The organism is Paenibacillus roseus, from assembly GCF_016424485.1.
In the GTDB taxonomy this organism is placed as follows: domain Bacteria; phylum Bacillota; class Bacilli; order Paenibacillales; family Paenibacillaceae; genus Paenibacillus_D; species Paenibacillus_D roseus.
The window spans coordinates 39,922-62,011 of sequence record NZ_JAELUP010000023.1 but is presented as its reverse complement, the minus strand read 5'-3'; the positions used below and the strand labels follow the sequence as shown (position 1 = coordinate 62,011).

At 47.8% G+C, this 22,090-nt stretch carries 23 protein-coding genes and 1 riboswitch; of the genes, 21 read left to right on the top strand and 2 right to left on the bottom strand.

The window, feature by feature from the left end:
* The first annotated feature begins 50 nt into the window (after positions 1–50).
* From JFN88_RS08245 to rsmI, 3 genes are all read left to right on the top strand, one after another.
* Entirely contained in the window at positions 51–428 is a 378-nt protein-coding gene (locus tag JFN88_RS08245; RefSeq protein ID WP_233167590.1) for an initiation-control protein YabA, read from the top strand.
* A gap of 108 nt (positions 429–536) precedes the next feature.
* Entirely contained in the window at positions 537–1,304 is a 768-nt protein-coding gene (locus JFN88_RS08240) for a tRNA1(Val) (adenine(37)-N6)-methyltransferase (RefSeq protein WP_199018845.1), read from the top strand.
* On the top strand, positions 1,301–2,209 hold the full coding sequence (rsmI, locus tag JFN88_RS08235) for a 16S rRNA (cytidine(1402)-2'-O)-methyltransferase (RefSeq protein ID WP_199018844.1): 909 nt from the start codon (positions 1,301–1,303) through the stop codon (positions 2,207–2,209). Before JFN88_RS08240 ends, rsmI begins: the two co-directional genes overlap by 4 nt.
* A 108-nt stretch (positions 2,210–2,317) precedes the next feature.
* On the opposite strand, the gene JFN88_RS08230 is transcribed toward rsmI, so the two are convergent.
* Positions 2,318–2,572, bottom strand: a complete 255-nt coding sequence (locus tag JFN88_RS08230; RefSeq protein WP_068778580.1) for an AbrB/MazE/SpoVT family DNA-binding domain-containing protein — start codon at positions 2,570–2,572, stop codon at positions 2,318–2,320.
* 344 nt (positions 2,573–2,916) lie between these two features.
* Here JFN88_RS08230 and JFN88_RS08225 point away from each other — a divergent pair, with 344 nt between their 5' ends.
* The 14 genes from JFN88_RS08225 to JFN88_RS08160 all read left to right on the top strand — a co-directional run bounded on the left by JFN88_RS08225 (position 2,917) and on the right by JFN88_RS08160 (position 15,493).
* Positions 2,917–4,221, top strand: a complete 1,305-nt coding sequence (locus tag JFN88_RS08225) for an HD domain-containing protein (protein WP_199018843.1) — start codon at positions 2,917–2,919, stop codon at positions 4,219–4,221.
* A gap of 69 nt (positions 4,222–4,290) precedes the next feature.
* Positions 4,291–5,058: a TatD family hydrolase gene (locus JFN88_RS08220; RefSeq protein WP_199018842.1), complete on the top strand. Its 768-nt coding sequence runs from the start codon at positions 4,291–4,293 to the stop codon at positions 5,056–5,058.
* 214 nt (positions 5,059–5,272) lie between these two features.
* Positions 5,273–5,431: riboswitch (cyclic di-AMP (ydaO/yuaA leader) on the top strand.
* A gap of 241 nt (positions 5,432–5,672) precedes the next feature.
* Positions 5,673–6,830 (top strand): resuscitation-promoting factor, encoded by a 1,158-nt coding sequence (locus JFN88_RS08215; protein ID WP_199018841.1) that lies wholly within the window; start codon positions 5,673–5,675, stop codon positions 6,828–6,830.
* 189 nt (positions 6,831–7,019) lie between these two features.
* Positions 7,020–7,577, top strand: a complete 558-nt coding sequence (gene rnmV, locus JFN88_RS08210) for a ribonuclease M5 (protein ID WP_199018840.1) — start codon at positions 7,020–7,022, stop codon at positions 7,575–7,577.
* Between the two features lie 19 nt (positions 7,578–7,596).
* Positions 7,597–8,511: a 16S rRNA (adenine(1518)-N(6)/adenine(1519)-N(6))-dimethyltransferase RsmA gene (rsmA, locus tag JFN88_RS08205; RefSeq protein WP_199018839.1), complete on the top strand. Its 915-nt coding sequence runs from the start codon at positions 7,597–7,599 to the stop codon at positions 8,509–8,511.
* Between the two features lie 69 nt (positions 8,512–8,580).
* Entirely contained in the window at positions 8,581–9,501 is a 921-nt protein-coding gene (gene yabG / locus JFN88_RS08200; RefSeq protein ID WP_199018838.1) for a sporulation peptidase YabG, read from the top strand.
* Between the two features lie 199 nt (positions 9,502–9,700).
* Positions 9,701–9,973: a biofilm formation stimulator Veg gene (gene veg / locus JFN88_RS08195; RefSeq protein ID WP_199018837.1), complete on the top strand. Its 273-nt coding sequence runs from the start codon at positions 9,701–9,703 to the stop codon at positions 9,971–9,973.
* A gap of 174 nt (positions 9,974–10,147) precedes the next feature.
* Positions 10,148–10,333 carry a small, acid-soluble spore protein, alpha/beta type gene (locus tag JFN88_RS08190; protein ID WP_199018836.1) on the top strand — a complete coding sequence of 62 codons (186 nt, stop codon included), beginning with the start codon at positions 10,148–10,150 and terminating at the stop codon, positions 10,331–10,333.
* A gap of 137 nt (positions 10,334–10,470) precedes the next feature.
* Positions 10,471–11,325: a 4-(cytidine 5'-diphospho)-2-C-methyl-D-erythritol kinase gene (gene ispE / locus JFN88_RS08185; protein ID WP_199018835.1), complete on the top strand. Its 855-nt coding sequence runs from the start codon at positions 10,471–10,473 to the stop codon at positions 11,323–11,325.
* 81 nt (positions 11,326–11,406) lie between these two features.
* Entirely contained in the window at positions 11,407–12,231 is an 825-nt protein-coding gene (purR, locus tag JFN88_RS08180) for a pur operon repressor (RefSeq protein WP_199018834.1), read from the top strand.
* 33 nt (positions 12,232–12,264) lie between these two features.
* Positions 12,265–12,654 carry a RidA family protein gene (locus tag JFN88_RS08175; protein ID WP_199018833.1) on the top strand — a complete coding sequence of 130 codons (390 nt, stop codon included), beginning with the start codon at positions 12,265–12,267 and terminating at the stop codon, positions 12,652–12,654.
* Positions 12,655–12,783: 129 nt separating this feature from the next.
* On the top strand, positions 12,784–13,071 hold the full coding sequence (gene spoVG / locus JFN88_RS08170) for a septation regulator SpoVG (RefSeq protein ID WP_028560737.1): 288 nt from the start codon (positions 12,784–12,786) through the stop codon (positions 13,069–13,071).
* 297 nt (positions 13,072–13,368) lie between these two features.
* A complete protein-coding gene (glmU, locus tag JFN88_RS08165; RefSeq protein WP_199018859.1) occupies positions 13,369–14,760 on the top strand; it encodes a bifunctional UDP-N-acetylglucosamine diphosphorylase/glucosamine-1-phosphate N-acetyltransferase GlmU in 1,392 nt (463 codons plus the stop codon).
* Between the two features lie 79 nt (positions 14,761–14,839).
* The gene (locus tag JFN88_RS08160) at positions 14,840–15,493 is read left to right on the top strand and encodes a 50S ribosomal protein L25 (RefSeq protein WP_199018832.1); all 654 of its coding nucleotides are present in this window, start codon (positions 14,840–14,842) and stop codon (positions 15,491–15,493) included.
* Positions 15,494–15,642: 149 nt separating this feature from the next.
* Here JFN88_RS08160 and JFN88_RS08155 read toward each other — a convergent pair whose 3' ends face one another.
* Positions 15,643–15,885: a hypothetical protein gene (locus tag JFN88_RS08155; protein ID WP_199018831.1), complete on the bottom strand. Its 243-nt coding sequence runs from the start codon at positions 15,883–15,885 to the stop codon at positions 15,643–15,645.
* 332 nt (positions 15,886–16,217) lie between these two features.
* Between JFN88_RS08155 and pth the strand changes: the two genes are divergently transcribed.
* From pth to JFN88_RS08135, 4 genes are all read left to right on the top strand, one after another.
* Complete coding sequence (pth, locus tag JFN88_RS08150; RefSeq protein WP_199018830.1) at positions 16,218–16,778, top strand: aminoacyl-tRNA hydrolase; 561 nt, start codon at positions 16,218–16,220, stop codon at positions 16,776–16,778.
* Between the two features lie 64 nt (positions 16,779–16,842).
* The gene (gene fin, locus JFN88_RS08145; RefSeq protein ID WP_199018829.1) at positions 16,843–17,073 is read left to right on the top strand and encodes an anti-sigma-F factor Fin; all 231 of its coding nucleotides are present in this window, start codon (positions 16,843–16,845) and stop codon (positions 17,071–17,073) included.
* Between the two features lie 300 nt (positions 17,074–17,373).
* A complete protein-coding gene (mfd, locus tag JFN88_RS08140) occupies positions 17,374–20,904 on the top strand; it encodes a transcription-repair coupling factor (protein ID WP_199018828.1) in 3,531 nt (1,176 codons plus the stop codon).
* Positions 20,891–21,991, top strand: coding sequence for a peptidylprolyl isomerase (locus JFN88_RS08135; RefSeq protein WP_199018827.1), 1,101 nt, complete (start codon positions 20,891–20,893; stop codon positions 21,989–21,991). Before mfd ends, JFN88_RS08135 begins: the two co-directional genes overlap by 14 nt.
* The last annotated feature ends 99 nt before the right edge of the window (positions 21,992–22,090 follow it).

The window sequence follows — 22,090 nt, the reverse complement described above, 5'->3', positions numbered from 1 at the left end:
GCGCTATACTCTGGGGTGGGAACTTGGAGAATACTAATTTATTTAAACGGATGGACCAGTTGGAGACACATGTCGGCGGGCTGCATTCGGAGCTTGGCGAGATGAAATTATTGATTAAAGCGCTACTTGAAGAGAATAAACGCCTCAGCATAGAAAATCAGCAGCTTCGAGATTTGTTCAAACGGGAATCCTTGCTTGCTGTAGAGGAGTCTTCTATAGAAGCAACGGAAACGGATGAGACGTCCCCCCATGAACCGGCTGAAGCGCCTGCAGCAACTCAGGAGATCATCCATGGGACCGCCATTGGGGAAGGCCATGATAATCTGACCAGACTGTATCACGAGGGTTTCCATATTTGCAACGTCTATTATGGCCATTTGCGAACCGAAGGGGATTGTCTGTTCTGCCTGTCATTCCTGAACAAATGAGCTCCTGCCCGATTTCGAATGATACGGCTATGAGCAAATAGCAAGAACGCGCCAAGAAGACCCCTAGCGGGTCTTCTTTTGAATTGTAATGACGAAGGAGATTGGATCATGCGAAGTAGCGAAATACAATTGCTCCCCACGGAAAGGCTGGATGATCTGCTGACACATGAGCTTCATATTATCCAAAGTGCTGAAGTTTTCAGCTTTTCAATGGATGCGGTACTTCTGGCCCGATTTGCAACGGTACCGCGTAGGGGACGCATCCTTGATTTTTGCACAGGGAATGGGGTCATACCGCTGCTGCTGTCGACACGGACCGAGGCGACGATTGATGCGGTAGAAATTCAGCCACGCTTGGCAGACATGGCCCGCCGTAGTGTAGCGTGGAATAAAAAGCAGACGCAGATTAAAATTATGCAAGGCGATCTGCGCCAGTTCCATTTGAGCATGGGCTACGGGGTCTATGATCTGGTTACGGTCAATCCACCCTACATGCCAGCCAATACCGGCGATCAGAATCTTAATGAGCATTATGCGATTGCCCGTCATGAGATTCATTGTACGCTTCGGGAAGTGGCCGCCGCTTGTTCCAGAATGGTGAGAACCGGAGGCAGAGTCGCAATGGTGCACCGTCCTTCGCGACTGACAGAAATAATAGAAGCGATGCGGGAAGTAAGGCTGGAACCGAAACGGATTCAGTTGGTGCACCCCCATGCGGAAGCGGAAGCGAATATGGTGTTGGTTGAAGCGCTTCGCGATGGCAAGCCGGATGTCAAGGTTTTGCCGCCGCTCATTGTGTACAACAATAAGAACCAATATAATAAGGAATTAATGGATATCTATTATGGCCCGCAGCATGAACAGCCGAAAGGATGAGTAAGGTGATTCACATTCAAAAAAGTTTTAGCGTGAGCCGGAAGACGGGGACGCTCTATCTGGTCGCGACGCCGATCGGCAATCTGGAGGACATGACCTTTCGCGCAATCCGCACATTGCGCGAGGTGGATCTTATCGCTGCGGAGGACACGAGGCAGACTCGCAAGCTGTTGACGCATTTTGAGATTTCGACCAGACTCGTCAGCTATCATGAGCATAACAAGCAGGCAAGCGGTCATGAATTGCTCAGGCTGCTGAAGGAAGGCCAGCAGATTGCGCTCGTTAGTGATGCGGGATTGCCTGCGATTTCCGATCCGGGTGCTGATATTGTACGCGATGCGGTGGAAGCGGGGATTGCAGTAGTACCAATTCCGGGAGCTAATGCTGCGCTGTCTGGACTGATTGTGTCGGGGCTAAAAACAGAGCGGTTCAGCTTCGTTGGCTTTCCCCCACGGGATAAAAAGCCGCTTGGCAGTTGGCTGGCGGACTTGAAGACGCAAGAGGGGACATTGCTGATGTATGAGTCGCCGCACCGAATCAAGAAAACATTGCAGGCTATGTTTGAGGTTTGGGGAGACCGAAAAATGGCGATGGCAAGGGAATTGACCAAGAAGCATGAAGAGATAGCCCATGGCACGATCGGTCAATGTCTGGAATGGCTGGAGTCGAATCCGCCGCTTGGCGAGTATTGCCTTATCGTCGCAGGTTCGGAGGAGAACATTGCAGGCATGCCCATGGAAGGGGACAAAGAAGTCAGATGGTGGTCGGGCATGACAATTGAGGAGCATGTCGAACATTACATCGCGCTGACGTCCGACCGTAAGGAAGCGATGAAGCAGGTAGGCAAGGATAGAGGGATGTCCAAGCGGGATGTATATAATCAGGTTATGATCAAAGAAATATAAAAGCCGAAAAAAAAGACCTTCCTGGCCGGGTTCTAGCGCAGGAAGGCATCAAGGAGTATAAAAAGGTTAGAATTAACAATGTGATTCATTTATTATAACTTATTTTTTTTAATTTGTCACAGGTGTAGGCAATTCTGATAAACATTCATGACAAACAATTTTTCCTTTGAAATAAGTTACATTCTCAGCGTTGCCGCAGAAGATGCAAGCGGGCTCATACTTCTTCAGCATGATGCGCTCGCCGTCTACATAAATCTCAAGAGCGTCCTTCTCACCAATCCCAAGGGTGCGGCGAAGCTCAATTGGGATAACTACACGTCCCAGTTCGTCAACTTTACGAACAATACCTGTTGATTTCATCATATTCAATCGTTTCCCCTTCCAAACGGTTTCGTCATTATTCGACAAAAAACTACGTTTTCTGTTATCTATAATACCAACCATTCCCATAATAGTCAACCTAATTTTTATCCCAAAAATGTGTTAAAATCTACTAAAAGACGTATATATATGAACAAAATAATAAAAGTTTTCTGAGAAATCAAGGACAACCAATGGAAACTACATATCGACATCATTCGACATAATAAACAAAATTATGTCGAATATATATCTATAATCGACATTTTACAACAAATCTGTGTCGAACGCTAATAGATGAGAAAAATTTTAAATTTGATAGCTTTAATACAGAGAGGTGGAGAACGATGTTCCGAGACCATACCCTAAAGCTTGCGGAGGAAAAAGTATTCAAGGACCCTGTCCATAAATACATCTATGTACAGGACGAGTTGATCTGGGACTTGATTAATACAAAAGAATTTCAACGGCTCCGAAGGATCAGGCAGCTTGGAACCTCTTATCTGACTTTTCACGGCGCCGAGCACAGCCGTTTTTCTCATTCGCTAGGTGTCTATGAAATCACTCGTAAAATTATCTCCCAGTTCGAGCGCCACGGATATTCGGATTGGCCGCAAGAGGAAAAGTGGGTATCACTGTGCGCCGCTTTACTGCATGATTTAGGTCATGGTCCCTTCTCCCACTCCATTGAGCAAATCTTCGATCTTCATCATGAGGGTTGGACATGCAAGTTCCTTCTTGAAGATACAGAGGTTAATCGTGTTTTGCGCCGTGTATCCGATGATTTCCCGGAGAAGGTCGCTTCCGTCATTTGCAAAAATTACGACAAACCAATTGTCGTCAGTCTGGTATCAAGTCAAATGGACGCCGATCGTATGGATTATTTGCTGCGGGACGCTTATTTTACCGGTGTTAATTATGGCACCTTTGACCTGGAGCGTATTCTTCGCGTGCTTCGGCCTTATAAGGAAAAGATTGTCGTGAAGGAGAGCGGCATGCATGCGGTAGAAGACTATTTGATGTCCCGTTATCAGATGTATTGGCAGGTATATTTTCACCCGGTGACACGCAGTTCTGAAATTATACTTCGGCAGATTTTTCGGCGAGCAAGGGAACTATATAATGAAGGTTATTCTTTCCAATATATGACCGGTTCTTTCCGAAAGCTGCTGCAAGGTGATTTGACGGTACAGGACTACTTCCTGCTGGACGAAGCGATGGCTCAGACTGTATTCATGCAATGGACGGAAGAGGCAGATGAGCTGTTGTCTGATCTGTGTGCCCGCTTCCTCAACCGGAGATTGTATAAATATATAACCATGGATGATAAAAATGAAGCACTGTGGAATGAGATTCGCAAAGAGTTTGAAGCAGCCGGATTAAGACCAGACTATCATCTGGAGATTGACTTTCCGTTTGACCTTCCATACGATGTGTATCAGCCAGGGGAGGCTGAAGGCGAGGAAAAGCCGCCAATATTATTGCAAGGTCCTAATGGAGATTTATCTGAAATATCGGGAAAGTCGGACATTATTCGTTCCATTACGGGACTTCATCTTGGAAAATATCACCTATATTACCCAGATGATCTGCTGCAGTCAAAAGCCGACAAACTTAGCTATGGGATTCGGCAATTATTCGGCATAAGTTGACGGTTTATCCCCTTATCCTGACTAAAAGACACGCACATCCTATTCTATAGAAGAAAGGGGTATTTTTCTTTGCTTATTGATACACACGCACATCTGGATTCTCCCAATTTCGATGAAGATCGAAAACTCGTTATTGAGCGTGCCAGGGAGGCCGGGGTCGGCCGGATTCTCAATGTTGGCTTCAATCGGGAGACAATTCCGACAACGATGGAGTTAGCGGAACAATATGATTTTATCTACGCTATTGTCGGCTGGCATCCGGTCGATAGCATCGAAATGAAGCCTGAAGATTTGGATGGGATCAAGAGCCTTGCGAGTCATCCAAAAGTGGTGGCAATTGGTGAAATTGGATTGGACTATCATTGGGATACCTCACCAAAAGATATTCAGCAAAAGGTGTTTCGCGAGCAAATAAATTTGGCCAGGCAGGTAAATAAACCCATAGTCATTCATAATCGGGACGCGCATGAGGATGTTGTCCGCATCTTGAAAGAGGAGAAGGCAAGCGAGGTCGGAGGGGTTATGCACTGCTTCTCGGGCAGCTGGGAGACTGCTAAATTATGCCTGGATATGAATTTCTACATTTCGTTTGGCGGGCCAGTCACTTTTAAAAATGCAAGAGTTCCTAAAGAGGTTTTGGAAAGGGTTCCATTAGACCGGTTGCTGCTGGAAACGGATGCCCCCTATTTGGCCCCTCATCCGTATCGCGGGAAGCGGAATGAGTCCTCGTATTTGAAACAGATTGCAGAGGCGGCAGCGGAAATCAAAGGTAAAACTTGGGAAGAAATTTCCGAAATCACAACCAGAAACGCTGAGAATTGTTTTCGTCTATCTTAAAAACAGGAAAGAAACTGAGAATTTAAGACCTTTACTGTGAAAAAAGTTGCTTTGACTCGCGAAATTGAATTAATTTTGCGAGTTTTTCCTTAAAATTCGTTAAAATCGCATTTTTAGTGATCTTTACAATGGGGTACGAAAGAGGGTATGATTTTCCTCAGAGCTTGAAGTTGTATTGGATTTCCAGTTTTGCTTAATTCTCAATTCGGTAGGAACCAGCTATAGGCTTACCGGCTGAGAAACGGGGGAACCACATGTCAGTTTGGGGTGAATTTGGAGCGTGCCGTTAACCTTCGCATTCGGCGCGTGATGATAGGGCTGCTCTCCTGCCCGAACCCGTCAGCTAACCTCGTCAGCGTATATGAGAGAGATCAACCTCGTGCCCACAATCCATGGTTTGTAGATACAGCCTGGAAGCCACGAAACAGATCCTCTGTCGTCGGGCTTCTTTTTATTTTGAATATATGATAAAAAGGCGACATAGGGATAATTCATGGAGGTGGGATTGGCGAACTAACGAGGGATGCGTGCACGCACGCTAATCTTACAATAGTCGCGTCAGTTGTAATCATGCGTCACAGTTGGCGGCGGGGCTATGAAGGAGGACCGAGGAAGTGGGCATGTTCCAACATAAGGATACCCATGGTAAACGATCATCCAGCATGTCTTTCGCATTGCGATGGAAGCATGAAAATTTGCGTTTGATTGTATTAAGTGTTATTATCTCAATCGCTATGACTTTCATGTTATTGGTGTTGTTGTACGGAACGGCATATAAGAACGTATCCGTCGTTTTGAATGGACAAGAAACCGTTGTTTCTACGAAGCAATGGGTCCTGCAGCGCCTGTTGGATGAACAAGCTATTACAGTCGGGGAGCATGATAAAATTTCGATGCCCCTGGATTCGGACATCAAGGATGGTGACCGAATTGTCATTGATCAGGCTATACCCATTACTGTCAAGGCAGACGGTAAAGTCAACACATTCTACACCACTGAGAAAACCGTGGGAGCAGCGGTCGGGAAATTCAATATATCTCTTTCAAATGAGGATAAAATTCAACCGGCTTTAACTGCAGCGTTAAATCCGGATATGACGGTATCCATCATACGTGTAGATAAGAAAATCGATAAAACCGAACACAAGGTTCCGTTCGAAGTTGTGAAGAAGAACGACCCGACGCTCGAAAAGGGAAAAGAAAAGGTCGTTCAGACCGGTAAGGAAGGTTTGCTGGTAGAACAATACGAGAAAACCTACGAAGACGGCAACCTGGTTTCCAAAAAACTGATTATCAAAACCGTTGAGACAAAAAGTATCGACAAGATAATAGCCGTCGGTACCAAGAAGAATGAGCCTGAGGTGAAGGTCGCTTCTTACTCTCCTGTAAATTCAGGCGGAGCTCAGAAGGTCACCAAAGCCGGTGTAACCTTCAACGCTAAAAAGGTACTGAAGAGTGTGACGTTGACGGCTTATTCAGCCGGAGTCGCATCCACTGGCAAGGGCTCCAGTCATCCAGAGTATGGTATCACTGCTTCAGGGGCGAAGGTGGCAGAAGGACGTACGATTGCGGTTGACCCTAGTGTCATCCCAATGGGCTGGTGGGTCTACATCGAAGGTGTCGGCTTCCGGCGTGCGGAAGATACTGGCGGTGCCATTAAGGGCAGCAAAATCGACGTTTACTTTGATAGCGAAAGCTATGTGAAAAAGTTCGGTCGCAAAAAAGGCCATACAGTCTACGTTATCGGTCCAAATAAACCGAAGGCAAGCTAATAATATGACTACGGTTTATGATATCGTATTTTTAGTTTAAATATGTCATGATAAGGAGAGGCGATGCCTCTTCTTTTTTATGACGTTTGACAATGGTTAAAAGTTTCAATTTGAACCAGCTATCAGAGAATTTTTTTCGCTATAGCCCTTAGCGGTTCAGTATTTATACGGTAAAGGGAACAGGTGGATATGATTAAGGAAATTATCGTAGTGGAAGGCAAGGATGATACGACAGCGATCAAGCGTGCAGTTGAGGCGGAAACAATCGAGACAGGGGGCTCTGCGATCGGAGAGGCCGTGCTGAAGCGGGTAGAGCTGGCTATGGAGCGCAGAGGTGTCATTATCTTTACTGACCCTGATCATGCCGGTGAGCGTATCCGCAAGATTGTGTCGGCGAGAGTTCCCGGCTGCAAGCATGCCTTCCTGGCACAAGAGGAGGCGCTTTACAAGGGAGATATCGGGGTTGAGAATGCTGCCCCTGAAGCGATCAGAAGGGCGCTTGCGAATGTCCGTACGGAGTACACGGCCGATACAGAGCCGATGGTCCCGCAGATCGCATGGGGGCATCTGATTGATGCCGGGCTGATCGTTCATCCAGACGCCGCGCGCCGCCGTTTGTTGATGGGAAACTTGCTCGGAATCGGGTATGCTAATGGGAAGCAATTTTTCAAACGTTGTACGATGTTTCGAATATCGCTGGAAGAATTCTCAAGCGCTTTTCGGACAATGGAGGAGACGATTGAATAGTTTTGAAGGGAGATAAGCAATGAGCAAGCTCGGGGGACATGCTGCCGATATGCAAGTGGCTACACCAAAACGAACGAAGGAGATTATTGCCAAGCACGGCTTTTCATTTAAAAAAAGTCTGGGACAAAATTTCCTGATTGATCAAAACATACTGGACAAAATTGTGTCGGCCGCGAAGCTCGACAAAACAAAGGGTGCGCTGGAGATTGGACCGGGGATTGGCGCTTTGACGCAAAAGCTGGCGGATGCAGCAGCTGTGGTGACAGCAGTAGAAATTGACAACCGGCTGATTCCCATTTTGGAAGAGGTGCTGGAAGGTCAGGAGCACGTTGAGGTTGTTCACGGCGACGTTCTGAAGTTGAACCTTCAAGAGCTGCTCGAGCGGCGATACAAGGACGTGACGGGAATCAGTGTGGTGGCGAACCTTCCTTACTACGTGACTACCCCGATCCTGATGAAGCTGCTAGAAGAGCGGCTGCCGCTGGAGCATATCGTTGTTATGATTCAGAAGGAGGTTGCCGAGCGGATGGCGGCCAAGCCAGGCGGAAAGACATACGGGAGCTTGAGCGTAGCCGTTCAGTATTATTGTGAGCCGGAGCTGGTCTGCACCGTCCCACACACCGTATTTATCCCGCAGCCGAATGTCGACTCAGCCGTCATCAAGTTGACGCTGCGCAGCGAGCCTCCTGTTAAGGTGGAGGACGAGGATTTCTATTTCCGGGTAGTTCAAGCCAGTTTCTCGCAGCGGCGTAAGACGCTTGCGAACAATCTTGGCGCATTCGTTGGCAAGCATAACCGAGATAAGCTGCTGGAGCTGCTTCAGGCCTGTGAAGTTGATCCTAGTCGTCGGGGAGAAACGCTCTCCCTGGAAGAATTTGCGCGAATTAGCGAACAGCTACGGCAATCAGACTGGATGGATATTGCATCGGTCTGATTTTCATCATGAATTGGCTTCACCAATCCGGCTATTTGCCCATAGGATAGACGGAAGAGGTGATCATTCATGAAGCCAGGGGATTTTGTCGTCCGCAATTCATACGGTGGCGATGTGCTTTTCCGTGTTGAAGGGTTTCGAAACGAGTCGGCAATCATTAAGGGCACTGACTATCGCCTGCTGGCGGATTCTCCGCTGGATGATTTGTCTATCGTCGAGAATCCGGAATTGACAGGGGCCGCCCAGAAGGTAAAGATCAAGGTAACCCAGACAATGGAACGCATGCAGCAGCAGCAGCTTCATCAGCAGATGGGCTGGACGGAAAGACAGGAACAGCAGACTCCGCAATCGTATTTTGAAGTGCCCGGGGTTGTCTTGCATCTGGATGGCGACGGAGGCTATATGAAAAAAAGCATGCAGCTTTATTCCAGCATGCGCGTGCCGGCTCACGGCATTCATGTCCATGAATCCAGAATGGCCGAGATGGTTTATCGTCTGTTGCCCCAGATTAAACCGGATATTATTGTGATTACCGGTCATGATGGCGTGCTCAAGCACAGGAATCAGCAATCAGAGCAGTATAACTTAAATGGGTATAAAAATTCCCAAAACTTCGTGAACGCTGTACAGGTAGCTCGAGATTATGACAAGAGCAAGGATGGGCTTGTGGTCGTTGCAGGGGCCTGTCAGTCGCATTATGAGGCGCTGTTACATGCCGGAGCGAATTTTGCCAGCTCCCCTGGCCGGATTCTGATTCATGCGCTGGATCCGGTTTATATTGCCATTAAGGCCAGTTATACGCCGTTCAAGGAAACGATCAATCTGCCTGAGGTCATTAACGGTACAATAAGCGGTATTGACGGAGTTGGCGGTATTGAGACGATGGGCCGGTACCGGGTGGGCTTGCCGAGGCCAAAGGCGCAGGTGCAGACCGATGCCTATAATAGCTATAACAGCTACAATGGATTGAACGGATATCAAGTGATGTAACAAAAATGGTTGGGAAGCTTCCTGCAGCGAGTGTGTTGGGAAGCTTCTTTTTTTGCTGTTTTCGTGCTAAAAAGGCTTGCGAATTTTTTTGAAAAAGTTCATTGACAAAAAGTTTGGACTACTGATATAATATTTAATCTCATTTGACATTCTCCCTCTTTTTGGTTATAATGTGTATAGAAAGAGGTGGTTGTACACAATGGCAAAAAATGCGCTATTGGAGATCAAACGCAGTTTGGAAGTCCACGTCGGATCCAAAATCAGCCTTCGAGCTAACGGCGGCCGCAAGAAAACCATCGAACGTACCGGTGTGTTGGAAGAAATCTACCCCTCTGTTTTTATTGTGAAGCTAGACCAAGATCAACACGCCTTTAAGCGGGTGTCTTACAGTTACGCAGATATATTGACGGAGTCCGTTGAAGTTACGGTTTGCAACGATGATGGACAAGTCAAGATCAGCTACCTGCAATAACATATGAATGTATCTAGACAGTACAGGGCAAGCCCTGTACTGTATTTTTTTCATACAAGAACATACAATGACTGCAGGCGTTCTTGGCGCATAACAGGGGACATCTTGGCGCATTCTAACCGTGTGCAGAGCTACTGCGCTTAAAATGCGCCAGAGAGGAGGGCTTGATTCCTGATGAGCAGAAGACGCCGTTCCATTATGTCGGAAGACTTGAAATACGAACTGGCCAAGGATCTTGGCTTTTATGATACGGTTCAAAAGGAAGGCTGGGGTAGCATCCGTGCCAAGGATGCCGGGAATATGGTTAAGCGCGCAATTCAATTGGCAGAGCAAGCCGCTTCCAAATCACCTCAGCAATAGTTGTTTTCCAAAGCTCATCATACAGTACCTGAAGCTAGGATGATCCGTTTATAACCGACGGGGAATCATCTTAGCTTTTCTTGTGCCCATTTGTTATAATATGTGAAGTTGTAATTGATAACGAGCGGGTGAATACGATGAAGATATATGAAAAGGCTCCGGCGAAAATTAACTTGCTGCTCGATGTCCTTCGAAAAAGAGAAGACGGCTATCATGAAGTAGAGATGATTATGACCATGGTCGATCTGGCAGACCGTCTGGAGATGGAAGAACTGCCGAGGGACACCATTATTATTTCAAGTCAGGCGGGCTATATTCCGCTGGATGAGAAAAATCTGGCGTTTCAGGCAGCCAAGCTGATCAAGGAAAGATATGATGTCCGCAAGGGCGTATACATTCATTTGGACAAGAAAATTCCGGTTGCCGCAGGCCTTGCAGGCGGCAGCTCTGATGCAGCCGCTGCGCTGCGAGGGCTTAACCGTCTATGGAAGCTTGGCATATCGGAAGAAGAGCTGTGTGAGCTTGGGGCAGAGCTGGGTTCCGATGTCCCCTTCTGTATTACAGGCAAGACGGCGCTGGCTACAGGCCGGGGAGAGAAGCTGCAGCGAATCGGAAATCCGCCGCAGTGCTGGGTTGTGCTGGCTAAGCCGCCAATTAACGTATCGACAGCAGATGTGTACGGCAGGTTGCGTGCTTCGCAACTGGAGAGCCATCCTTCCACCTCAGACATGCTGTCTGCAATTGAAAGAGGCTCCTTTGGCGATATGTGCGCTTCGCTGGGCAATGTGCTTGAGTCCGTCACCCTTTCCCTGTACCCCGAGGTGGGCCAGTTGAAGGAAAGCATGCAGCGGCTCGGGGCTGACGGCGTACTGATGTCTGGAAGCGGTCCGACTGTTTTTGGCCTGGTATCCAAGGAATCGAAGGTCGCTCGCATCTACAACGGGCTACGCGGATTTTGCAAAGAAGTGTATGTGGTAAGAATGCTGACATGAAAATAACGTACTTCTTGTAAAAACCCGTATAAAAATGTTATATTGACAATATAATATTCGGGTTCTACTGGGGGAGAGGTTATGAAAAAGTTAAAGAGAAGTGCCAGACTAGTTGAAATGACACAATACTTGTTAGCCCGCCCCCATACCTTAATTTCGCTTACAGCTTTTGCCGATCGCTATCAGTCTGCCAAATCCTCCATCAGCGAAGATCTTGCCATCATTAAGGAAGTATTTGAAGATGAAGGATTGGGGCAATTGCATACCCTGGCAGGAGCGGCAGGCGGTGTAAAGTATATTCCAATGATGGAGAAGACGACCTCGCTTACGATTATTAAAGATATTTGCCGCCATCTGGAGCAACCTGAGAGAGTGCTTCCCGGCGGTTATTTGTATATGACGGACATGCTGGGCCAGCCCTCCATTATGAACGATGTGGGCCGGATGTTTGCTACAATTTTTGCTGACCGTGAGATCGATGTCATTATGACCGTAGAGACCAAGGGCATTCCGCTTGCTTATGCAACAGCAACCTTTTTGAATCTGCCGGTCGTTATCGTCAGAAGGGATAATAAAGTGACGGAAGGATCGGCGGTAAGCATTAATTATGTATCCGGGTCCAACAAGCGCATCCAGACGATGTCGCTCGCCAGGAGGGCGCTTAAGGAGCAATCCCGCGTGCTTATTATTGATGATTTTCTTAAAGCCGGCGGGACGGTTCAGGGAATGATGGATCTGCTTCATGAGTTCGATGCTACGGTTGCCGGAGTAGGTGTTTTCGTAGAATCTGGAGAGATCGACAGCGAGGAGCGGTTGTTTGAGGATTATGTATCGCTCGCGAAGCTGACAGCTGTAGATATGAAGACCAAGAACACCTCCGTGGTTCCAGGAAATTATTTTGTTTAAGAATGTAAAATTTTGATTTTGAGGAGGATTATGATGTCAAATCTTAAAATTGTCTCTACTGATCAGGCGCCTACCGCAATCGGACCGTATTCCCAGGCTGTGCGGCTTGGCAATTTGCTGTTTACCTCTGGTCAAATTCCGTTGGATGTGAACGGACAAGTTGTGGAGGGCGGCGTGGAAGAACAGACCCATCAGGTGTTCCGCAATTTAAAGGCGGTGCTTGCGGCTGAGAGGGCTGAACTTAAGGATGTTGTGAAGGCGACGGTATTCATTAAAGATATGAACCAGTTCGGAGCCATTAATGAAGTGTATGCTTCTTATTTCGGCGAACATAAACCGGCTCGTTCGACCGTCGAAGTTGCACGTTTGCCAAAAGATGTTTATGTCGAAATCGAATTAATTGTATCGATACCTGTCGAATAGAATCGAAAAACCTTTGTATGGAAAAATAAATATAAAATTGGAACTTTATTTTCCAGAAAAAAGAAGGATTCTGCACTACTTTGTGGAATTATACACCAAGTCTTTGATAGGCAAAGGTGGTGAACACAAGTGCAGATTACGGATGTCAGACTTCGCCGTGTGAATTCTGAGGGGAGAATGAAAGCGATCGCTTCCATTACCATTGACAATGAATTTGTTGTTCATGATATTCGTGTCATTGACGGCAATAATGGAATGTTTGTGGCGATGCCTAGCAAGCGGACTCCGGATGGAGAATTCCGTGATATCGCTCACCCGATCTCCTCAACCACCCGCGAAAAAATCCAGGCTGCTGTATTGGCTGAATACGAGCGCGCGGCTGTGGAAGAAGAAGAAGTAATCGAAGAAGGTGCATAATGTAGAGTTCCAAGCGAATGATGACTGCCGTATATTATATACGGCGGCATTCGCACCAATTAACAATGTCTAGTATGAAATGTAAAACATGATACTTTCAAAGATGTTAGAAAAGGAGAGCCCTCGCGGCTCTTTTTTTCTTTTACAATAATAAGTAAATCATTCCAGGCCGGTGCTATCCATCTCCAGAACGAAATGTGCTGGAATGAGCTGGGCTGGTGGACATTTACACAGGACTGAGGATACGATATAGTAATCTCGACATCAGGTTTTTAGGAGGAGTCGCAATTGAAGAAAATGGCGATCGTTCTTGCCGCGGGTCAAGGCAAGCGCATGAAATCAAAATTGTATAAAGTGCTTCACCCGGTATGCGGAAAGCCGATGGTGAGTCACGTTCTGGATATGGTACAGGGAGCAGGCTGTGAACGGTCTGTTGTTATTGTGGGACATGGCGCGGAAAAAGTGCAGTCCGTCCTCGGAGGTCAGGCGGAATTCGTGCTTCAATCCGAGCAGCTAGGGACAGGTCATGCGGTTCTGCAGGCAAAGGATCTGCTTGGAGACGAAGAAGGGACGACAATCGTGATCTGCGGCGACACGCCGCTCGTATCCAAAGAAACGGTACTGGCAATGCTTCAATTGCATGAAGACAGTGCTTCAGCGGCTACTCTGCTTACGGCTGAACTGCCTGATCCGGCCGGCTACGGACGTGTCATTCGGGGTGCGCAAGGGCAAGTAGAGAAGATTGTTGAGCATAAAGACTGTAACGTGCAGGAATCGGCTGTCCGGGAAATCAATACCGGTACCTATTGCTTTAACAATCGCAAGCTGTTCGAGGCCCTCTCCAGAGTGACGAATAACAATGTACAGGGAGAATATTATCTGACGGATGTTATCGGTATTCTACAGCAGCAAGGGGAGGTTATTCAGGCTTATTGCAACGATGACCCTGCGGAGGCGATTGGGGTTAACGATCGTGTAGCGCTGGCTGAGGCTGAACGCAGTATGAGAGAGCGAATTGCTCGGCGCCATTTACTGGCGGGTGTCACGATCATTGATCCTGCGGCTGTATATATCGAGAACGACGTTGTAATTGGAGCGGATACTGTAATCTATCCGGGCACTATCTTGCGTGGCAAGACGGTTATCGGTGAGGATTGCGTTATCGGGCCGCAAGCGGACATCACCAATTGCATCATTGGCGGACAGACATCTATCAAGCACTCTGTTCTGAATGATTCCAAGATAGGCTCTTCTACTTCTGTAGGACCGTTTGCTTACTTGCGTCCAGGGTCTGAACTGGGCGACAACTGCAAAGTCGGGGACTTCGTTGAAATTAAGAACGCCTCGTTGGGCGACGGCAGCAAGGTATCCCATCTAAGCTATGTGGGCGATGCCATTGTAGGTAAAGACGTCAACATCGGCTGCGGAGCCATTACGGTGAACTACGACGGCTTTAATAAATCGAAGACCCAAATTGGCGACGGAGCCTTCATCGGCAGCAATGTCAACCTGATTGCGCCTGTCAAAATCGGCGATGGCGCGTATGTTGTGGCGGGGTCTACCATCACGCATGATGTGCCAGAGAACGATCTGGCAATTGCCAGAGAGCGTCAGGTGAACAAACCGGGCTATGCAGAGAAAATCCGCAACCGAGCCAAAGCGAAAAAAGAGCGTACGCAGCCATCATAGCAACCCTATGGTTTATTCAAGGCATGTCTGGGTAAAAATATAGGAAATCCCAAGCATTATCTTAAGGAGGTTTCCTAGCATGAGTACAATGCTGCAAGTTGAAAGACGTCAATCCAAAACCAAAGGTGAGCTGCGCAAACTAAGACAAGAGGGAAAGATTCCGGGTGTTATATATGGCAAGCAAGTCAAAGAATCGACGCCGTTAAGCGTGGACGAGAAGCAGGTTCTGCATATTTTGCGCCACCATCCGAACGCTGTATTGGAAATACAAGTTCCAAGTGGCGGGACGCAGCCGGTTATGCTTGGGGAGTTGCAGAGGCATCCGATCTCCAAGCACATTATCCATATTGATTTCCACCAAATTAATATGAATGAAAAGGTAAAGACGTCCGTTCGGGTAGAACTGTCCGGCGATGCGCCTGGAGCCAAAGAGGGCGGAATTTTACAAATTCTGCAGCATGAAATTGAGATTCAATGTCTGCCAAGCAGAATTCCGGAATCGGTTGTGGTGGATGTATCCCATTTGCAGATTGGTGAGAACGTGTTATTGGATCATTTGAAGCTGCCAGAGGGCGTGGAGGCCAGAGCGGATTCCGATCTGGTGATTGTGACCATTCTCGCACCGCAGAAAGAGTTGTCCGAAGCTGAGGCGGTGGAAGAAGAAAAAGCCATTGACGCGGCAGAAAAGCGTTCTGAGGAAGCCAAGATGGAGGATATCAGTACATCGTTGTAATCGAGCAGCACAAACAGGAGCTGGCCCCTTAGCTGGAGGCTGGCTCTTTTTCCATTCTTATCACGCGAACGACGTTGCCGCTGTCAGGAGCATGCAGCGGTCAAAGCTTGCATTGCCCGAAGCGGCAACGTCTCCTGGGACGAATGAAATTAAAAACCGGGGCGGGAAACAAAGGTAAATTGAGTGCGGTCGTAGAAAATATGATTAATCTTGACATAATCCTCGGAGTAGTGTTCAATGAACCCAATGTCTTTGTGACATCCGATGGAGTACACTTGAATGGGGATGCAATGGTCCATATGATCCTCAAAGTGGCGGTCGTCATATAACAACTGTCCGTGCAAATAAAGCTCTTCTTTTTGATCAAATTCGTATATAGGCATATTGGCCATGAATATCACCTCATATAGAAGACAAATGACGAAGGCAAATCGTTGCATATTAAAAAAATATAAAAAAATATTAAAAAAGGCTCAACCTAAAAATTAGTGGTTGACATCGAGGAGATAGCAGCGAAGGGGCAGAGGAATTCTGGAGAAACGAACGTGGTCGCCTTTAAAGCCCGATTCCCCCTGCAAGCCTCTATCATAATAAAGGAATCGGGCTTTAACAGCGATCGGAAGAATCCTCTGCCACGCAGCGTCCCCCTCCACCTAGAGGCCAACCACTAATTTTTGTTTTTAGCCTAAAAAAATATAAAAAATATTAAAGGAGCTTTATGGTGATGAAATGGATCGCAGGCCTCGGGAACCCCGGAACAACCTATCAGGGGACGCGACATAACGTAGGCTTTCTGGTGGTAGATGAACTCGCCAGACGTTTTGATATCAAAGTTACCCAGAGCAAATGCAAGGCATTGCTGGGGGAAGGCAATGTGAACGGGACCAAGGTTGTCCTGATTAAACCGATGACGTACATGAATCTATCAGGCGAGTCGCTGCGGGCATTCATGGATTATTATAAGGCTGACCTTGCGGATGGAATCGTCGTCTATGATGACCTTGACACAGATCTTGGACGGATCCGTCTTCGGTATCAAGGCAGTTCAGGGGGACACAACGGAATCAAGTCCATCATCGCGCACACCGGAACACAGACGTTCAACCGTGTCCGCATGGGAATTTCAAGGCCTCAGCCCGGCGAAATTATTTCCGACTATGTGCTTGCCAACTTCCCCAAGCGCGACCAGACGCTGCTTGCAGAGATGATCAGCTATGCATGCGACAGCATTGAGTACGCACTGACGCATCCCTTTGACGAGACAATGGGCAAATATAACCGTTAAGATTCTTTTAATCCCCCGATAAATGGGCATACTGAAGGTATAACCCATTTGCAGGAGGAATAAAATGGCTGTAACCTATATATGTCGTCATTGTAAAACAAGTTTAGGCACCCTATCCGGGGCAGCAGCATCGGAAGCGCGGCTTGGCTTTCATTTCTTGACCCCTGAGGAACGCAGCGATATAATAGCGTATAGCCAAAATGGAGATGTGACGGTCAAGGTCGTCTGTGATTACTGCAGTGAAGCCATTGAAGCGAATCCCGAGCTGCTGCTTGTGATGAACCCGCTTCAATAAGCAAAGAAGACAAAAGATGCGTCAATCGCCCTTTGCGGATGTAGTCCCTTTAGGGATTTAAAGGAGTACAGGTATTTAAGTTTAACCATATAGCTTTATTCACCGCGTATGACGAGCTTTGCCCAGGCAAGAGAGGCAAAGCCGTTTTACGCTTGATTTATAGGATTCGATAAGCTTCTAGGGCTTAAGAAGAGCCTTATATTTCACGTGAAACGATCGCTGCCCCTGTCCAAGGCGAGGCAGCTGTTTAAGCTTGGAACAGGAAGCATAGGTCGGTACAAGAAATGAGGTGCCACGAGGTTGAAAGCGTTAATTGAGGCTTTTGCAGCGGATCAGGACGTACAAAATATTGTGACGGGGATTCGCCAGGGCATGAGGGAACAGATGGTATCGGGTTTGGCGGGGTCCGCTCGCCAAGTCATGTCCGCGGTCATCCGGCAAGAATTGGACCGCCCGCTGCTGATTATGACCCATAACATGTTTGCTGCCCAGAAGATTGCAGAGGACTTGCAGGAAAGCTTGTCCATTGATCAAGTACTGTTGTATCCTGCCAATGAGCTAGTCGCGGCCGAGGCGGCAATCTCAAGTCCAGAGACGCTTGCAGAGCGAATTAATGTTCTTGTTCGGCTGTCCCAGGGCTTCCGCGGGATTGTTGTCGTTCCTTTCTCCGGTGTGAGAAGGTATCTGCCGACACGGGAGGTAATGGCGGAGGCGCAGATTGCCGTCAAAGCTGGCATGGAGCTGCCAATGGAACGCTTCCTTAGTAAAATGGTCGAGCTCGGTTATGAGCGAGTGGACCGTGTAGAGTCCAAAGGTGAGATGAGTGTACGAGGCGGCCTTGTTGACTTCTTCCCGCTTACTGAGCCTCACGGCTACAGGATCGAATGGTTTGATGACGAAGTGGATTCGATCCGGACCTTTGACCCTGCGGATCAGCGTTCCATTGACAAGAGAGAAGAATATATCGTTCCAGTCTGTAAGGAGGTTCTTGCGGACGAGCGCCGCCAGCAGGCTGCCGCGAAACACGCCGCCGAACTGCTCGAACTTCAGCTGGAAAAGATGACGGATCGTGTAGCCAAGGATCGCATACGAGAGGAAATTGGTTCAGAGATCGGGAAGCTGAAGGAACAACTCTATTTTCCTGAAATCTATAAATATATTTCCCTGCTTTACCCTGAAAGGCAAACTATTCTCGACTATATGCCAGAGGACACGATATTGATTATCGATGAACCGACTCGCATTATTGAGACTGCGCGCCAGCTCGAACGCGATGAGGCTGAATGGGCTACGCATCTGCTCCAGAACGGCAAATCGCTCCCAGGGTTCGTACTATCCCGCAATACGGATGAAATTTTATACGCACGTACCTTTTCGACTGTATTTCTATCGCTCTTTCTTCGTCAGATCCCGCATACCCAGCCGCAAAATATTATTAACTTCACCTGCCGCGCGATGCAAAACTTTCATGGTCAAATGAATGTGCTCAAAGCAGAGATGGATCGCTGGAAAAAAGCGGGTGCAAACGTTATCATGCTTGCGGGCAACCCTGAGCGGATGGATCGGATGCGGAGAGTGCTGCAAGATTATAATATTGAGCCGCCGACAATGCTGGAGGGGAATCTGCAGACCGGCTTTGAGTTGCCGTCCGTCCATCTGGTTGTCATTACCGAAGGCGAGATGTTTTCTCAGAAGCAGCGCAAAGTTCGCCGTCTCGATAAGAAGATCGATAATGCGGAGCGTATCAAGAGCTATACCGAACTTAAGGTTGGCGATTACGTTGTCCATCAGAATCACGGAATCGGCAAATACTTGGGCATCGGTACGCTGGAAATTGGCGGTATACACAAAGACTATTTGCACATCATGTACGCGGCGGGTGATAAGCTCTCCGTTCCGATTGACCAGATTGATCTGATTCAGAAATATGTCGGGTCAGAGGACAAGGAGCCGAAAGTATACAAGCTGGGCGGCAATGAGTGGACAAGAGTCAAGAACAAGGTCAAATCGTCGGTACAAGATATTGCCGATGATCTAATTAAGCTCTATGCGCAACGTCAGGCCTCGTCAGGCTACGGGTTTAGCAAAGATACGCCGTACCAGCAGGAATTCGAAGCGATGTTCCCTTACGATGAGACCAGGGACCAGCTTCGGGCTATTGATGAGATCAAGAAGGATATGGAGACGCCAAGACCGATGGATCGGCTGCTGTGCGGTGATGTCGGTTACGGGAAGACTGAGGTTGCGGTGCGCGCTGCGTTCAAGTCGGCCATCGAGGGTAAGCAGGTAGCTGTCCTGGTGCCAACCACTATTCTTGCACAGCAGCACTATGAGACCTTCCGTGAACGGTTCTCCGGATACCCGTTCAATATTCAGGTGCTAAGCCGATTCCGTTCCCGTAAGGAACAGAATGATACTATGAAGGGGCTGAAGGCGGGTACTGTCGATGTAGTCATCGGAACGCATCGCCTACTCTCGCAAGATGTCATCTTTAAAGATCTGGGCATACTCATTGTTGATGAAGAACAGCGCTTTGGCGTTTCCCACAAAGAAAAATTGAAAAAGCTCAAAACCAATGTAGATGTGCTGACGCTGACCGCGACTCCAATTCCGCGGACGCTTCATATGTCCATGCTCGGCGTACGGGATTTGTCCGTCATCGAGACGCCGCCGGAGAATCGGTTCCCTGTACAAACCTATGTGGTGGAGTACAGTCCTTCGCTTGTCCGTGAAGCGATTGAGCGCGAGCTGGCCCGCGGCGGCCAGGTGTATTATTTGTATAACCGGGTCCAGGGAATTTACCAGATGGCCGAACAGATTGGCGCGCTGGTGCCGGGCGCTCGCGTTGCGGTCGGGCATGGCCAGATGTCGGAGCAGGAGCTGGAGAAGACGATCCTCGATTTTCTTGATGGCGAGTCTGATGTACTGGTCAGTACAAGTATTATCGAGACTGGTGTCGATATACCGAACGTCAATACGCTCATTGTGCATGATGCTGATAAAATGGGCTTGTCCCAGCTTTATCAGCTGCGTGGGCGGGTAGGGCGCTCGAACCGGATTGCGTATGCCTACTTTACCTACCAAAAGGACAAAGTATTAACCGAGGTTGCGGAAAAGCGGCTTCAATCGATCAAGGAATTCACCGAACTTGGCTCCGGATTCAAAATTGCGATGCGCGACTTGTCCATTCGCGGAGCGGGGAATCTGCTTGGCGCTGAGCAGCACGGCTTCATTGCTTCTGTAGGCTTTGATCTGTACTCGCAGATGCTGGCCGAGGAGATTGCCAAACGCAAAACCGAAATGTATGGCGGCGAAGTCGAGCACGTTAAAGAGATTCAGACACAGATCGATATCAGCATGGACGCCTATCTCCCGTCTGATTATATTTATGACAGCATCCAGAAAATTGAGATCTATAAAAAGGTAGCTGTGGTCCGCTCCGTAGAGGAAAGTGAAGACTTGCGGGAGGAGCTCGTCGACCGCTTTGGCGACTTGCCTGCTGCTGTGCATAACTTGCTGACGGTAGCCAGGTTTAAGGTGTATGGCAGACAATACGGTATTGAGCAGGTCAGCCAGCGCGGCGATGATCTGACGGTGAGATTTGCCGGATCGGACAACTACAAAATCGACAAGAAGAAAATGGATCAGTTATGCAGCATGTATGATAACCGGATCAAACGGGTAGTGCAGCCGCAAGAGATAGGGGCACTCGTACAGCTTCGGGGACAAGGACTTGAAGATGAGGCTAAATTAGCATTGTTGGAGCGGTTTCTGATACAATGTAGTGAAGCTATTAAATCGAAAGGGGAACTACAGGATGTGGCACAATAAAAGCAAGTCGACATGGCGCAGTCTCGTATTGTTAATTGCGGCAATGCTGGTCGTCATGACGGTTGCAGCTGGCTGCGGAAAGAAGAATGAGACAAATGGGGAAGGCAACAAAGGGGCGGGTCAAGGTGACAAGAGTGCAGTCATCGCCACTTATAAAGGCGGGCAGGTCACAGAAGCTGAATTTGACAAATATGCGAGCTTCTTCAGCCTCATGAACCCGCAGTACGGCATGCTTGTCAGCATACCGCAATACAAGGAACAGTTCCTTAAGGAATTTATTGGCTACCGCCTTTTATCTGATAAAGTGTCAGATAAAGTGAAGGAAGAGGTTGGCAAGCAGGCGGATGAATTTGAGAAGCAGCTTACAGAGGCGCTCAAAACCAACGAGGAACTGAAAAAGATTCTTGAACCTTCAGGATTGACAGAGAAGGAAGCCAGAGATTTCTATGTGCTCGTATTCTCCGTGATGAAGAATGCGGAAGAGAGCGTAACTGATGCTCAAATTAAAACAGAGTTCGAAAAAGATCCGGAAGGCTTTACAAAAGTACAAGTTCGCCATATTTTGGTGGCATTTGAAAAAGAAGATAAAACGGAACGTACGGACGAAGAAGCCAAAAAACGGGCCAATGAAGCGAAAGACAAGCTTAAAGGCGGCACTTCATGGGACGAAATTGCCAAGGAATACTCCGATGACCCTGGTTCTAAGGAGAAGGGCGGTTTGTATGAGCTGAAAGAGGCTAAAACCTATGTTCCAGAATTTAAGGATGCTTCCTTGAAACAGCCGCTTGATGAAATTGGCGAGCCGGTGAAAACTGAATACGGCTATCATGTCATTAAGGTTGAGAAGCGCGAGGCTCAATCTGTGGACAAGCTTTCTGAGGAGACTAAAGCAGCACTTAAGCAGCAGGTTTCTAACGAGTCTATCTCTAAATTCATGAGCGATGAGCTTCCGGGACTGATCGAGAAGATCGACTTGCCACAGCCGCCGTCTGATGAGGAGAAGGATGGCAACGCGAAAGATCAAGCGCCGGATAATTCCGGAAAAGAAAATAAAGACGATGCAGCTAAGAACAATAGCAGCAAATAATGGAATTCAACAGAACGGTAAAAAGAAGCCAGGATAGCCTGGCTTCTTTTTTTGTAAGAACTAGGATAGGATTCATGTAATAATAAATAACATATTTAT